Below are 14,222 nucleotides of genomic sequence, written 5' to 3'. Positions count from 1 at the left end.
ACGGGGCCGTGGGGCGGAGGGAAAGAAACCGGGATTGGCGCGGGAAGAATGGAGCAGAACCGAAAAAAACTGCCGTCGGGGCCGCCCCCACCGCGCGGCCCCGACGTCTTTCGTCCAAACCATTGACGAAACCCGCGCCCCCTCCTACCTTCAACGCGTCGTACTTCGTACGTCATATATGAGACGCGATACGCGAGATCGGATACGCCAGATCTCCCCCGTGACTTCCGAGAGGCGCGCATGACCTCTGTGCCCATGCCGATCCCGTCCCGCACGCAGTACGTGCTGGACGCGATCAAACACCGCATCCTCACCGGGCAGCTGACGCCCGGCCAGGCGCTGGTCGAGACCGAGCTCGCCGCGCAGTTCGGGGTCTCCAAGACACCGGTGCGCGAGGCGCTCAAGACCCTGGCCGGCACCGGACTCGTGGTGATGAGCCAGTACAAGGGCGTCACGGTGCGCATGGTGGACGCGGACATGGCGCGCGAGGTCTACGACGTACGCCTGCTGCTCGAACCGGAGGCGCTGAAGCGGGCCGTGCGGCGCGGAGCGTCGCTCGACACCGCGCGCGACGCCCTCATCCGGGCCGACTCCGCCTCCGACACCGCCGAACGCTCCCTCGCCAACCGGGAGTTCCACCGCGCGCTGTACCTGCCGTGCGGCAACCCGCTGCTCGGCCGCATGCTCGACGAGGTCCGCGACCAGGCCGCCCTGGTCTCCGCCGTGGCCTGGGCCTCAGACCCCTCCTGGGAGCGGGAGGCGGGCGAGCACCGGGAGATCCTGCGGCTCGCCCTCGACGGCGACGCGGACGGCGCGGCCCGCGCCCTGCACGCGCACATCGCGTCCTTCGTACGGCGCGCGTTCCCCGACGCCCAGGCAGAGGAAGGTCAGGAATGAGCGGCGTGGCGTTCGAGGGCCAGCGGACGGCCCTGGCCGACGTGGTGGCGATCCCGGTGACCCCGTTCGCCGAGGACGGCACCGTCGACCAGGACGCCCACCGGGCCCTGCTGCGCCGGCTGCTCGACGGCGGGGTCACCACCCTCACCCCGAACGGCAACACCGGCGAGTTCTACACCCTGACGCCCCAGGAGCGGCGGCTGGTCACGGAGTTGACCCTGCAGGAGGCGGGCGGCCGGGCGGCGATCCTGGCCGGGGTCGGGCACGACGTGTCCACCGCCGTCGCCTCCGCGCGGCACGCCCGCGAGCACGGCGCGCAGATGGTGATGGTCCACCAGCCCGTCCACCCGTACGTCTCCCAGGCCGGCTGGGTCGACTACCACCGCGCCGTCGCCGCGTCCGTCCCGGAGCTCGGCGTCGTCCCCTACATCCGCAACGCCCAGCTCACCGGCGCCCGTCTCGCCGAGCTCGCCGACGCCTGCCCGAACGTGATCGGCGTCAAGTACGCCGTTCCCGACGCCGCCAGGTTCGCCGCCTTCGCCCGGGACGCGGGCCTCGACCGCTTCGTCTGGGTCGCCGGCCTCGCCGAGCCCTACGCCCCCTCGTACTTCTCCGCGGGCGCCACCGGCTTCACCTCCGGCCTGGTGAACGTCGCCCCGTCCGTCTCGCTGAACATGATCGACGCACTGCGCGCCGGCGACTACCCGGCCGCCATGAAGGTCTGGGAGCAGATCCGCCGCTTCGAGGAGCTGCGCGCCGCGAACGGCTCCGCCAACAACGTCACCGTCGTCAAGGAGGCCCTCGCCTCCCTCGGCCTGTGCCGCCGCGACGTCCGCCCGCCCAGCAGGCACCTGCCCGAGGACGAGCGCGCCGAGGTCGCCGCGATAGCCGCCGGATGGTCGCTGTGAACGCGCCCGCCGGCAGAAGGCGCCCCGAGGAGCTGCGCAGCCACCAGTGGTACGGCACCGAGGGCCAGTTGCGCACCTGGTCGCACAACGCCCGGATGCGCCAGCTCGGTTACGAGGCGGAGGAGTACCGGAGCCGCCCGGTGATCGCCGTCCTCAACACCTGGTCCGACATCAACCCCTGCCACGTCCACCTGCGCGAGCGCGCCGAGGCGGTCAAGCGCGGGGTGTGGCAGGCCGGCGGCTTTCCGCTCGAGTTCCCGGTCGCCACGCTCTCGGAGACGTACCAGAAGCCGACCCCGATGCTCTACCGCAACCTCCTCGCGATGGAGACGGAGGAGCTGCTGCGGTCGTATCCGATCGACGCGGCGGTGCTGCTCGGCGGCTGCGACAAGTCGACGCCGGCGCTGCTCATGGGCGCGGCCTCGGCCGACGTGCCGTCGCTCTTCGTGCCCGCCGGGCCGATGCTGCCGGGGCACTGGCGCGGGGAGACCCTCGGCTCCGGCACCGACATGTGGAAGTACTGGGACGAGCACCGCGCCGGCAACCTCACCGACTGCGAACTGCGCGAACTCCAGGGCGGGTTGGCGCGTTCCCCCGGGCACTGCATGACCATGGGGACCGCGTCCACGATGACCGCGGCCGCGGAGGCCCTCGGCATGACGCTGCCGGGCGCCTCCTCGATCCCGGCCGTCGACTCCGGCCACGAGCGGATGGCCGCCGCCTCCGGGCGCCGCGCCGTCGACCTCGCCTGGAGCGGGCTGAAGCCGTCCGCGATCCTCACCCGCGAGGCGTTCGAGGACGCCGTCACCACCGTGCTCGGGCTCGGCGGCTCCACCAACGCGGTCATCCATCTGATCGCGATGGCGGGACGCTGCCAAGTACCGCTCACCTTGGACGACTTCGACCGCATCGCACGGACCGTGCCGGTGCTCGCCAACGTCCGCCCGGGCGGACAGACGTACCTCATGGAGGACTTCCACTTCGCCGGCGGCCTGCCCGCCTTCCTCTCCCGGATCACCGACCTGCTGCACCCGGACCGGCCGACCGTGAACGGCACGCTGAGGGAGCAGCTGGACGGCGCCGTCGTCCACGACGACGACGTCATCCGCACCCGCGAGAACCCGGTCGCGAGCGAGGGCGGCGTCGCCGTCCTGCGCGGCAACCTCTGCCCGGACGGCGCCGTCGTCAAGCACATCGCCGCCGAGCCGCACCTGCTCAGGCACACCGGCCCTGCGGTCGTCTTCGACGACTACAAGGCCATGCAGCGCACCATCGACGACCTCGAACTGGGCATCACCGCCGACAGCGTGCTGGTCCTGCGCAACGCGGGACCCAAGGGCGGACCCGGCATGCCCGAGTACGGGATGCTGCCCATCCCCGACCATCTGCTCAAGCAGGGCGTGCGGGACATGGTGCGGATCTCCGACGCCCGGATGAGCGGCACTAGTTACGGCACCTGCGTGCTGCACGTCGCGCCCGAGTCGTACGTCGGCGGACCGCTGGCGCTCGTGCGCACCGGCGACCTGATCACCCTCGACGTCGAGGCACGCTCCCTCCAGCTCCACGTGGACGACGCGGAGCTGGAGCGGCGCAGGGCCGACTGGACGCCGCCGCCCACCCGTGACGAGCGCGGCTACGGCGCGCTCTACAACGAGCAGATCACCCAGGCCGACACCGGCTGCGACTTCGCGTTCCTGGCCCGCCCGGGCAAGATCGCGGACCCGTACGCGGGCTGACCTCACCAACAGCGGAACCGTGCATCACCAGGTACCCGAAGAAAGCGCTTCACCCCAGACCGCACACGACCCACCGCAAGCGAACGGAGAAAGTCATGGCCCAAGCCGCAGCCGTGGCGAAACCGCCCGCGCCGGCCCGGCGGCGCCGTGCCTCCGCCTCACCCCGCAGGCTCCCGTACCTGCTGATCGCACCGGCCGCCCTGCTGATGCTGGGCTTCATCGCCTACCCGGTCCTCAGCGTCTTCTACTACAGCCTGCAGAACTACAACCCCACCAAGCCGTGGCGCAACGGCTTCGCGGGCCTCGGCAACTTCACCGGGATCTTCACCAGGGACCCGCAGTTCTGGGACACGCTGACCTTCAGCGCCAAGTGGGTCTTCGTCGAGGTCGGACTGCAACTGCTCTTCGGTCTCGCGCTCGCGCTGATCGTCAATCAGACCTTCGCCGGACGGGCGCTGGGCCGCGCCCTGGTCTTCTCGCCGTGGGCCGTCTCCGGCGTGCTGACCTCCGCGATCTGGGTGCTGCTCTACAACTCCCAGACGGGCATCACCCGTTACCTCGCCGACGCGGGGATCGGTTCGTACGGCACCAGCTGGCTCTCGGACACCTCGACCGTCTTCCCCGCGGCGATCGTCGCCGACCTGTGGCGCGGCGTCCCCTTCTTCGCGATCCTCATCCTCGCCGACCTCCAGTCCGTCTCGAAGGACCTGTACGAGGCCGCCGAGGTCGACGGGGCGAGCCGCCTCAAGCAGTTCTGGCACATCACGCTGCCGCACCTGAAGGACGCGATCGTGCTGTCGACCCTGCTGCGCGCGGTGTGGGAGTTCAACAACGTCGACCTGCTCTACACGCTCACCGGCGGCGGCCCCGCGGGGGAGACGACGACCCTCCCGCTCTACATCGCCAACACCAGCGTCGACGCCCACAACTTCGGCTACGCGTCCGCCCTGACCACGGTGGCGTTCGTGATCCTGCTCTTCTGCTCGATCGTCTATCTGCGGCTGAGCAAGTTCGGAGGCGAGAAGTGATCACCGAGATCGCACCCGCGCCGGAGCGCGTGGCCGCCCCGCCCGCCCGGCCGAGGAGGAAGCGCCGCGCCTGGGACGAGGTTCCCCGGTGGCACATCTACCTCCCGCTCACCGTCTACCTGCTCTTCACGCTCGTCCCCTTCTACTGGATCCTGCTCTTCGCGCTCCGCCCGGCCGGCTCGACCTCGCTCGTGCCCTGGCCGATGACCTTCGACCACTTCGAGAAGGTCTGGAACGAGCGGGCCTTCGGCACCTACTTCCAGAACAGCGTGCTCGTCGGGCTCGCCACCCTGGTGATGACGACGCTGGTCGCGCTGGCCGGCGGCTACGCCCTCGCCCGCTTCGACTTCCGGGTCAAGAAGGCGTTCATGCTCGCCCTGCTCTGCACGCAGTTCGTGCCGGGCGCGCTGCTCCTGGTGCCGCTGTTCGAGATCTTCGCCAACCTGCGGATGATCAACTCGCTCGGCAGCGTCGTCCTCGCCGAGACCGTCTTCCAGCTGCCGCTGTCGATGATCCTGATCAGCGGTTTCATCCGGAACGTGCCGTACTCCCTGGAGGAGGCGGCCTGGGTCGACGGCTGCGACCGGTTCACCGCCTTCCGCATCGTCGTCCTGCCGCTGCTGCGGCCCGGGTTGATCGCCGTCGGCTCCTTCGCCTTCGTGCACGCCTGGAACCACTTCCTGTTCGCCCTGATGTTCCTCAGCGACCAGGGCAAGCAGACCATCCCCGTCGGCCTCAACACCCTGATGAGCGCGGACAGCGTCGACCTCGGCGCGCTCGCCGCGGGCGGCATCATCGCGGCCGTACCCGTCGTGATCGTCTTCGCCTTCATCCAGAAGTGGCTGATCACCGGCTTCAGCGCGGGGGCGGTGAAGGGATGAGCACCGTACCCGTCGTGCTGGCGGGCGCCCGCGGTCACGGCCGCTGGCACCTCGACAACATCCGCCGGCTCCAGGACCGGGGCGTCGTACGCCTCGCCGGGATCTGCGAACTGACCCCACTGACCGCCGACGAGATCCCCGAGGGCCTCGGCGCGCCCGAGCAGTCCGCCGACCTCGGCGCGCTCCTCGACTCCACCGGCGCCCGGATCGCGGTGATCTGCACGCCGATCCCGACCCACACGGACCTTGCGCTGACGGCCGCCCGCCGGGGCGTGCACCTCCTCCTGGAGAAGCCGCCCGCGCCGTCGTACGCCGAGTTCCGGCGGATGGCCGACGGGGTCGCCGAGACAGGCGTGGCCTGCCAGATCGGCTTCCAGTCGCTGGGCTCGCGGGCCGTCCCCGCGATCCGCGCGATGGCCGCGGAGGGTGCGATCGGCGAGGTCGTCGGCATCGGCGGGGCGGGCGCCTGGGCCCGGCCCGAGTCCTACTACCGGCGCGCCCCCTGGGCGGGCAGGCGGCGGCTGAACGGCGTCGACGTCGTCGACGGCGTGCTCACCAACCCCCTCGCGCACGCCGTCGCCACCGCCCTCGCCCTGAACGGCACCACCCGGGCCGAGGACGTCACCGGCATCGAGCTGGAGCTGCTGCGCGCCAACGCCATCGAGTCCGACGACACCTCCTGCGTCCGCGTCACCACCACCCGGGGCGTCCACGTCACCGTCGCCGCGACCCTGTGCGCCGAGGACCCCGACGAGCCGTACGTCGTGGTGCACGGCACCAGGGGCCGGATCACCTTCTGGTACAAGCAGGACCGCGTCCTGCTCCAGCGCGCCGGCCACGGCCCCGAGGAGTACGAGTACGCCCGCACCGACCTGCTGGAGAACCTGGCCGCCCATCTCGCCGACGGCACCGGGCTACTGGTCCCTCCCGCCTCGACCGGCGCCTTCATGCAGGTCGTCGAGGCGATCCGGCAGGCACCCGACCCGGTCCCGCTGCCGGACGGCGCCTGGCGGTCGGTCCCCGGCGGGGGCCGCAGGACCGTCCCCGGCATCGACGGCCTCGTCGCCGCCTCGGCCGACGCCCTCGCCCTCTACTCCGAACTCGGCGCCACCTGGGCCCTACCGAAAGAGGTGAGCACCTGATGACGACCAACGACTCGCCCGTCCTGCGCGTCGCGGGCCGCCCGGTCGGCCGCTACGTCACCCGGCCCGAACTGCCGGCCCGGTTCTCCCCGCGCCCGTATCTGCACCCCGTCACCACCCTGGCCGGCACGGCGGTCACCGAGCTGAGCCCCGCCGACCACCCCCACCACCTCGGCGTCGGTGTCGCCGTTCCCGACGTCGAGGGGCACAACTTCTGGGGCGGGCGCACCTTCGTCCGCGACCAGGGCCCCACCGAGCTGGACAACCACGGCGCCCAGCGGCACAGCTCCTTCCAGCTGCGCGACCCCGACGGCTTCGTGGAGGAACTGCGCTGGGTGGCCTCGGGCGCGGAACTGCTGCGCGAGCGCCGTACGGTGGCGGCCGGCGAACTCACCGACACCGCCTGGGCGCTGGACTTCACCTTCTCGCTGACGAACGTGACCTCAGGGCTGATCTCCATCGGCAGCCCGGACACCAACGGCCGCCCCGGCGCGGCCTACGGCGGCTTCTTCTGGCGGGCCCGCAAGGAGCGCGAGGCCCCGCACGTCTTCACCGCCGACCACGAGGGCGAGGAGCGGGTGCACGGCACCCGGGCCGACTGGCTCGCCCTCGCCGGCTCCACCTGGACCCTGGTCCTCGCCGGCGCCACGGACGGCACCCGGCAGGACCCGTGGTTCGTGCGCACCGCCGAGTACCCGGGTGTGGGCTCGTCGCTGGCCTCCGGCGAACGGCTGCCGATCGAGCCGGGCGACACCGTCGTACGGCGTGTGGTGACCGTCGTGGCCGACGGCCCGCTGAGCCGTGACGAGGCGGCGGCGCTGGTCCGCAAGGCGGTGACCCGGTGACGACGCACGCCGAGCCCGCGACGTACACCAACCCGGTCCTGGACGCCGACTGGTCCGACCCGGACGTGGTCCGCGTGGGCGACGACTTCTACCTCACCGCCTCGAGCTTCGGCCGCGCCCCCGGCCTGCCGCTGCTGCACTCGCGCGACCTGGTCAACTGGACGCTGGTCGGCCATGCGCTGCACCACCTGGAGCCCGCCGCCGAGTTCGGCACCCCGCGCCACGACTGCGGGGTCTGGGCCCCGTCGATCCGGCACCACGACGACCGGTTCTGGATCTTCTGGGGCGACCCCGACCAGGGCATCTTCCAGGTCAACGCACCTGAGATACGCGGCCCTTGGACCCGCCCGCACCTGGTGAAGGCCGGCAAGGGACTCGTCGACCCCTGCCCCCTGTGGGACGAGGAGACCGGGGAGGCCCATCTCGTGCACGCCTGGGCCAAGTCCCGCTCCGGCGTGAAGAACCGCCTCACCGGCCATCTGATGCGCCCCGACGGCACCGGACTCCTCGACGAGGGCAAGGTGATCGTGGACGGGGACCGCATCCCCGGCTGGTTCACCCTCGAAGGCCCCAAGCTCTACCGGCACGACGGCTGGTTCTGGATCCTCGCCCCCGCCGGGGGAGTGGAGACCGGCTGGCAGGGCGCCTTCCGCTCGCGCGGCCTCTTCGGGCCGTACGAGGAGCGGATCGTGCTGGAGCAGAAGGACACCGCCGTCAACGGCCCGCACCAGGGCGGCTGGGTGCGCACCCCGTCCGGCGAGGACTGGTTCCTGCACTTCCAGCAGCGGGGCGCGTACGGCCGGGTCGTGCACCTCCAGCCGATGCAGTGGGACGCGGACGGCTGGCCGGTGCTCGGGGACGGCGGCGCTCCCGTCACGGTCCACGAGCGGCCGGACCTGCCGCCGCAGCCGGCCGCCGCGCCCGCCACCGACGACGACTTCCCCGGCGGACGCTTCGGCCGCCAGTGGTCGTGGACGGCCAATCCCCGTCCCGGCTGGGCCCCTCAGCACTCCGGTGACGGGCTCCGTCTGACCTGCGTCCGCTCGGCGGACGCACACGACCTGCGCCGGCTGCCGAACGTCCTCACCCAGCGCCTGCCCGGCAGGCCGTCCGCGGTCGAGGTGGAGCTCAGGCTGCACAGCGAGGAGCCGGGCGCGCGGGCCGGACTGGCGGTGCTGGGCGACGCGTTCGGCTGGATCGGACTGCAGCGGGGGACCGACGGGACGGTCCACCTGGTGCACCGGTTCGCCGAGACGGGCGCGGAGCGGGAACGGGACGCCGCCCGCGCGCGGCTCGCCCCGGAAGGTCGCGTACGGCTGCGGATCGAGATCGGATCCGGCGCCCGCTGCCGCTTCTTCCACGACGTCGGGGACGGGCCGCGCGCCTCCGGTCCCGTCTTCGCCGCCACCCCCTGGCGCTGGGTCGGCGCCCTGCTCGGCCTGTTCGCGCTCGCACCCGACGGGACCGGGGACGCGGGGGCGGCAACCTTCACGGGCTTCAGGATCGACCCCCTGTAAGCCCTGCCGAGCCCCCTCACCCAGCCCCGCCGAGCCCCCTCACTCAGCCCTGCCGACCCCCTGACCCAGCCCTGCCGCCCCCCACGACTTCGTATGTCCCTCCGTCCGGAAGAGAGAGCCGACCAATGAAGAGCAGCATCCGCAGAAGCAGGCGCGCGGCCGTCGCCGTCGCCCTGGGCTCCGTGCTCGCGCTGACCGCCACCGCCTGCGGCGACGACGGCAGCGGAAGCGCGGGGGACAAGGGCAACGAGGGCTCCGGCAAGGGCCAGATCACCTTCTGGGACAACAACGGCGGTGTCCGCACCGACATCTGGAAGGAGATCATCGCCGACTTCGAGAAGAAGAACCCGGACATCAAGGTCAACTACGTCGGCATTCCCGCCGCGAGCGCCCAGTCCAAGTACGACACCGCCATCCAGGGCGGTGGACTGCCGGACGTCGGCGGCGTGGGCACCGCGATGCTCGCCGAGGTCGGGGTGCAGGGTGCGCTCGAACCGCTGGACGGCCGGCTGGCGAAGAGCCCGCTGAAGGACAAGCTCAACCTGAACCTGGTGGACAGCAGCAAGGCCGCGGGCGGCGGCGACCAGCTCTACCAGATCCCGACGTCGTCGAACAACGGCACCCTGTGGTACCGCACCGACCTGTTCAAGAAGGCAGGCCTGGACGCGCCGACGACGTGGGACAAGTTCTACACGGCCGCCGCCAAGCTCACGGACAAGGGGAAGAACGAGTTCGGGTTCACCATTCGCGGCGGTGAGGGGTCGATCGCCCCGGCCCTGGACGCGGCGTACAGCCAGAGCGGGATCACCTCGTTCTGGAACGGGGACACGACGACGGTCAACGACCCCAAGAACGTGGCCGCGTTGGAGAAGTACGTCGCGCTCTACAAGAAGGACACCCCGTCCGCCGACGTCAACAACGACTTCACCAAGATGGTCGCCCAGTGGGACAGCGGCACCATCGGCATGCTGAGCCACAACCTGGGCTCCTACCAGGACCATCTCAAGGCGCTGGGCACGCAGAAGTTCCGGGGGCTGCCGAACCCGACGCAGGCCGACGGCACGCGCGTGCAGATCTCCAACCCGGTCGACGGGCTGAGCCTGTTCAAGTCCAGCAAGAACAAGGCGGCCGCCTGGAAGTTCATCGAGTTCGCCCTCTCCCACGAGGAGAACTCCAAGTTCAACGAGTCCGCCGGGCAGATCCCCGCGAACACCGACGCGGCGGGCGACGCGTGGATCCAGAAGGCGGAGCCGACGAAGCTGGCTGCCGCCGCGCTCAACGGCGAGGGCACGAAGATCGTGCAGCTGCCGTACTACCTGCCGGACTGGAACACCATCTCCAAGGCCGACAACGAGCCGAACTTCCAGAAGGTGCTGCTCGGGAAGATGAGCGCGAAGGACTTCCTGGACCTGCTGGCCGACCAGTTGAACAAGGCGCAGGCGGACTGGAAGAAGAACCACTGAGGCACTGGGTGGTTTCGGTTTGCGGGGGACTGCCGGCCGGTTCGTGGCCGGGCGCGCAGTTCCCCGCGCCCCTGAAGGAAGGCGTACGTCGTGTCGTCACTTGCCCGAAGACAGGTCACCGCGGCTGCCGTTGCCGCCGTTCCACTCGCCCTCACGGGCATCGGTACCGCGCAAGCAGCGCGGCGCCACCGCACGCTCCGCATCGCCGGCGACTCCACCGCCGCCGGGAAATACGCCGACGCCGCCCCCGAGACCGGGTGGGGCATGGCACTCCCGTTCTTTGTCCGCCAGGGCCTCGCCGTCGCCAACCACGCCGTGAACGGGCGGGGTTCGAAGAGTTTCGTCGACGAGGGCCGGCTGGACGCGGTCCTCGCGCTGATCCGGCCGGGAGACCTCCTGCTCGTCCGGTTCGCGCACAACGACGAGAAGAGCGAGGACCTCACCCGGTACACCGAGCCCTGGACGACGTACCAGGACCATCTGCGGCTGTACATCGCGGGGGCGCGTGCGAAGGGTGCCCGGCCCGTGCTCGCCACGCCCTTCGAGCGCCGCAGGTTCGACGCGGACGGCAACGCCGTGCCGACCCACGGCGACCATCCGGCGGCGATGCGTGCGCCGGCCGCCCGGGAGCGGGTCGCGCTGCTCGACGTCGAGGCGCTGTCGCCGGCGCGGTGGCAGGAGCTCGGCGTCGAGGAGACGAAGGTCTACTTCGACTGGACCGCCACCGGGCAGGACAACACGCACTTCAATCCGCCGGGCGCGATCGCCGTGGCGCGGCTCGTGGCGCGGGAGTCGCTGCGCACCCGGGTGCTCGCGCCGCGGGACGTCGTCCGGCTGCACGACGCCGTTCCGACGTCCTGGATCACCTGGCCCGAGGCGACCGGCGCCCCGGTCGCGTAACCAAGGAGAGCCGCACAGTGCGTACACAGATATGTCATGGACGCGTCATAGCGTCGATCGTGGGCTGCACCGCCCTGGTGCTCGGCGTCACGGGGACGGCCGCCGCGCACCCCCAGCCGCGCGACACCGCCCGGCAGGCGCTGGGCGCGAACGACGGCTGGGGCTCCTACGGCACCGGCACCACCGGCGGCGCGACCGCCGACCCCGCGCACGTCCATACCGTCACCGACTGGGACGGCTTCAAGGCCGCCCTCGCCGCCGGCGGCAGCGCGCCGAAGATCATCGAGGTGAAGGGCACCATCGACGCCGACGGCCCGAGCTGCGCCTCGTTCCAGGTGCCGGGCTACGACTTCGACACCTACCTGGCCACGTACGACCCCGCCGTATGGGGCCGCGACAAGAACCTGGACGGCGAGCCCGACGACAGCCCCGAGGGCCTGCGCCGCGCCTCCGCCGTCAACCAGGACGCGTACATCAAGGCCACCGTGCCCGCCAACACCACCATCATCGGCGTGGGCAGGAACGCCGGCTTCAAGGGCGCCAGCCTGCAGATCAAGGGCGTCGACAACGTCATCGTCCGCAACCTGACCTTCGAGAGCCCACTCGACTGCTTCCCGCAGTGGGACCCCACCGACACCGCCGACGGCAACTGGAACTCCGAGTACGACAGCGCGGTGGTCTACGGCTCCACCCACGTGTGGATGGACCACGACACGTTCACCGACGGCGACCACCCCGACAGCACGCTGCCGTCCTACTACGGGCGGATCTACGAGCAGCACGACGGGGAGCTGGACATCGTCAAGGGCGCCGACTATGTCACGGCCTCCTGGAACGTCTTCGCGGACCACGACAAGACGATCCTGATCGGCAACAGCGACAGCGCCGCCACGGCCGCCGTCGACCGCGGCCACCTCAAGGTCACCTTCCACCACAACCTGTTCTCGAACCTGGTGGAGCGGGCGCCGCGGGTGCGCTTCGGGCAGGTCGACTCCTACAACAACCACTTCGTGGCGAAGGCCGGCTACGGCTACAGCTACGGCATCGGCATGGAGTCCCAACTCGTCGCGCAGCACAACGCGTTCACGCTGCCGGACGGGATCGGCGCCGGGCAGATCCTCAAACGGTGGAACGACGCGCCGCTGACCGCCGACGACAACTACGTCAACGGCGTGCCGACCGATCTGATCACCGTCCACAACGCCGAGGTGCCCACCGAGGTCCTGCGTTCGGGCGCGGGCTGGACGCCCACCCTGCGCACGAAGACCGACCCGGTGCGCGCCGTACCGCGGATCGTCGACCACGGCGCGGGCGCCGGCCGCCTGCGCTGACACCCCGCCCGGCCGGGGCGCCGCGCGCCCCGGCCACCCTCCCGACCCACGCCACCGCACTCCACCGCACCGCAGCGCACCCACTGCATCGCACGGCACCGCATCGCACCGCGAAGGAGCACCCGCATGCCCTCGCCCCACCCCCGACTCCCCTTGTCCAGACGGGGTTTCCTCGTCGCGGGCGCCGGCGCGGCCGCCGCGTTCGGCGCCGCCTCCGGGCCCGCGCGGGCCGCCACCCGTCCGCTCGCCTTCGGCCGCTTCGGCTCACCGCAGCGCCGCCTGACCCCCGCGACCCTCTACGTCGACCCCTACGGGCGCGGCGACTTCACCACCGTCCAGGCCGCCGTCACCGCGGCGGCCGGCAGCGGCCGGACCCTGGTCCTCGCGCCCGGCACCTACCGGGAGACGGTCGCCCTCGACACCACCCGCACCGAGGCGACCTGGATCGGCGCCTCGGAGGACCCCCGTGACGTCGTGATCGTGTACGACCACGCGGCCGGCACCGCCAAGCCCGGCGGCGGCACCTACGGCACCACCGGATCCGCCACCACCACCGTGCAGGCGGACGGCTTCACCGCCCGCTGGATCACCTTCGCCAACGACTGGCTGCGCGCCGACCACCCGGACATCACCGGCACCCAGGCGGTGGCGATCAAGGTGCAGGGCGACCGCAGCGCCTTCACCCACTGCCGCTTCCTCGGCCACCAGGACACCCTGTACGCCGACTCCACGGCGCTCGGCACCTTCGCCCGCCAGTACTACGCCCACTGCTACGCCGAGGGCGACGTCGACTTCGTCTTCGGGCGCGCGAGCGCGGTCTTCGAGCGGTGCCACTTCCGCACCCTGAACCGCACCGACCTGGCCGCCGCCCCGTACGGCTTCGTCTTCGCGCCCTCCACGGCGCTGGCCAACCCGCACGGCTACCTGGTGACCGGGAGCACCGTGAGCAGCGGGGCTCCGGACGCGGCCTACAAGCTGGCCCGCCCCTGGGTGCCCAGCTCCGACACCACGGCCCGTCCGAGCCTCGTCGTCCGCGACACCCGCCTCGGCGCCGGCATCGACGCGACCGCTCCCTACGCCGCCATGTCGGACGCCTACCCGTGGCAGGACCAGCGCTTCGCGGAGTACCGCAACACCGGCCCCGGCGCGGTCGTCCCCGTCCCCGCGAACCGGCCCCAACTCACCCCCGAACAGGCCGCGTCGGCGACCCGCACCGCCTATCTCGGTGACTGGACGCCCTGGAAGGAGACCTGCTGACATGCGCCGCCGCACCGTCCTGGCGGGCCTCACCGCCGGCCTGACCGCGTTCGGTGCCGGACCCGCGAGGGCCGCCCGCCAGATCCTGCCCGTCCGCCCCGGCGAGTCCGTCGACGCGGCCGGCGGACCCGGTGCGACGGTCCTCGTGCACCCGGGGACGTATCGCGAGGTCGTCACCGTGCCCGCGGAGAAGGCGGAGTTGACGATCCCCGGCAGTACTTCCGCCCCTGCCACATCGAGGGCGACGTCGACTTCGTCTTCGGGCGGGCGACCGCGGTGTTCGAGCGGTGCCGCTTCCACACTGACGACCGGCAGCA

At 71.6% G+C, this 14,222-nt stretch carries 12 protein-coding genes and 1 pseudogene; all 13 read left to right on the top strand.

What is annotated here, in order from left to right:
• Positions 1-240: 240 nt before the first annotated feature.
• Entirely contained in the window at positions 241-897 is a 657-nt protein-coding gene (locus ACFU97_RS19115; RefSeq protein ID WP_384257722.1) for a GntR family transcriptional regulator, read from the top strand.
• Positions 894-1,805, top strand: coding sequence for a dihydrodipicolinate synthase family protein (locus tag ACFU97_RS19110; protein ID WP_384257720.1), 912 nt, complete (start codon positions 894-896; stop codon positions 1,803-1,805). Before ACFU97_RS19115 ends, ACFU97_RS19110 begins: the two co-directional genes overlap by 4 nt.
• Positions 1,793-3,541, top strand: coding sequence for an L-arabinonate dehydratase (gene araD / locus ACFU97_RS19105; protein ID WP_384257718.1), 1,749 nt, complete (start codon positions 1,793-1,795; stop codon positions 3,539-3,541). The genes ACFU97_RS19110 and araD overlap by 13 nt, the downstream gene beginning before the upstream one ends.
• A gap of 95 nt (positions 3,542-3,636) precedes the next feature.
• A complete protein-coding gene (locus ACFU97_RS19100; protein WP_384257715.1) occupies positions 3,637-4,569 on the top strand; it encodes a carbohydrate ABC transporter permease in 933 nt (310 codons plus the stop codon).
• The gene (locus tag ACFU97_RS19095; protein ID WP_384257713.1) at positions 4,566-5,450 is read left to right on the top strand and encodes a carbohydrate ABC transporter permease; all 885 of its coding nucleotides are present in this window, start codon (positions 4,566-4,568) and stop codon (positions 5,448-5,450) included. The genes ACFU97_RS19100 and ACFU97_RS19095 overlap by 4 nt, the downstream gene beginning before the upstream one ends.
• Entirely contained in the window at positions 5,447-6,592 is a 1,146-nt protein-coding gene (locus ACFU97_RS19090; RefSeq protein WP_384257710.1) for a Gfo/Idh/MocA family protein, read from the top strand. Before ACFU97_RS19095 ends, ACFU97_RS19090 begins: the two co-directional genes overlap by 4 nt.
• Positions 6,592-7,437, top strand: a complete 846-nt coding sequence (locus ACFU97_RS19085; RefSeq protein ID WP_384257708.1) for a PmoA family protein — start codon at positions 6,592-6,594, stop codon at positions 7,435-7,437. Before ACFU97_RS19090 ends, ACFU97_RS19085 begins: the two co-directional genes overlap by 1 nt.
• Positions 7,434-8,954, top strand: a complete 1,521-nt coding sequence (locus ACFU97_RS19080) for a family 43 glycosylhydrolase (protein ID WP_384257706.1) — start codon at positions 7,434-7,436, stop codon at positions 8,952-8,954. The genes ACFU97_RS19085 and ACFU97_RS19080 overlap by 4 nt, the downstream gene beginning before the upstream one ends.
• Positions 8,955-9,079: 125 nt before the next feature.
• Entirely contained in the window at positions 9,080-10,417 is a 1,338-nt protein-coding gene (locus ACFU97_RS19075; protein ID WP_384257703.1) for an ABC transporter substrate-binding protein, read from the top strand.
• 90 nt (positions 10,418-10,507) lie between these two features.
• Positions 10,508-11,317 carry a rhamnogalacturonan acetylesterase gene (locus ACFU97_RS19070; protein ID WP_384257701.1) on the top strand — a complete coding sequence of 270 codons (810 nt, stop codon included), beginning with the start codon at positions 10,508-10,510 and terminating at the stop codon, positions 11,315-11,317.
• A gap of 17 nt (positions 11,318-11,334) precedes the next feature.
• Positions 11,335-12,648 carry a polysaccharide lyase family 1 protein gene (locus ACFU97_RS19065; protein ID WP_384257699.1) on the top strand — a complete coding sequence of 438 codons (1,314 nt, stop codon included), beginning with the start codon at positions 11,335-11,337 and terminating at the stop codon, positions 12,646-12,648.
• 126 nt (positions 12,649-12,774) lie between these two features.
• Positions 12,775-13,905, top strand: a complete 1,131-nt coding sequence (locus ACFU97_RS19060; protein WP_384257696.1) for a pectinesterase family protein — start codon at positions 12,775-12,777, stop codon at positions 13,903-13,905.
• A gap of 1 nt (position 13,906) precedes the next feature.
• A pseudogene (locus ACFU97_RS19055) lies at positions 13,907-14,217 on the top strand (pectinesterase family protein); the annotation flags it as partial.
• Positions 14,218-14,222 lie beyond the last annotated feature (5 nt).

The organism is Streptomyces sp. NPDC057616 (assembly GCF_042800575.1).
Classification (GTDB): Bacteria; Actinomycetota; Actinomycetes; order Streptomycetales; family Streptomycetaceae; genus Streptomyces.
This window is presented reverse-complemented; position numbering and strand designations above follow the sequence as displayed.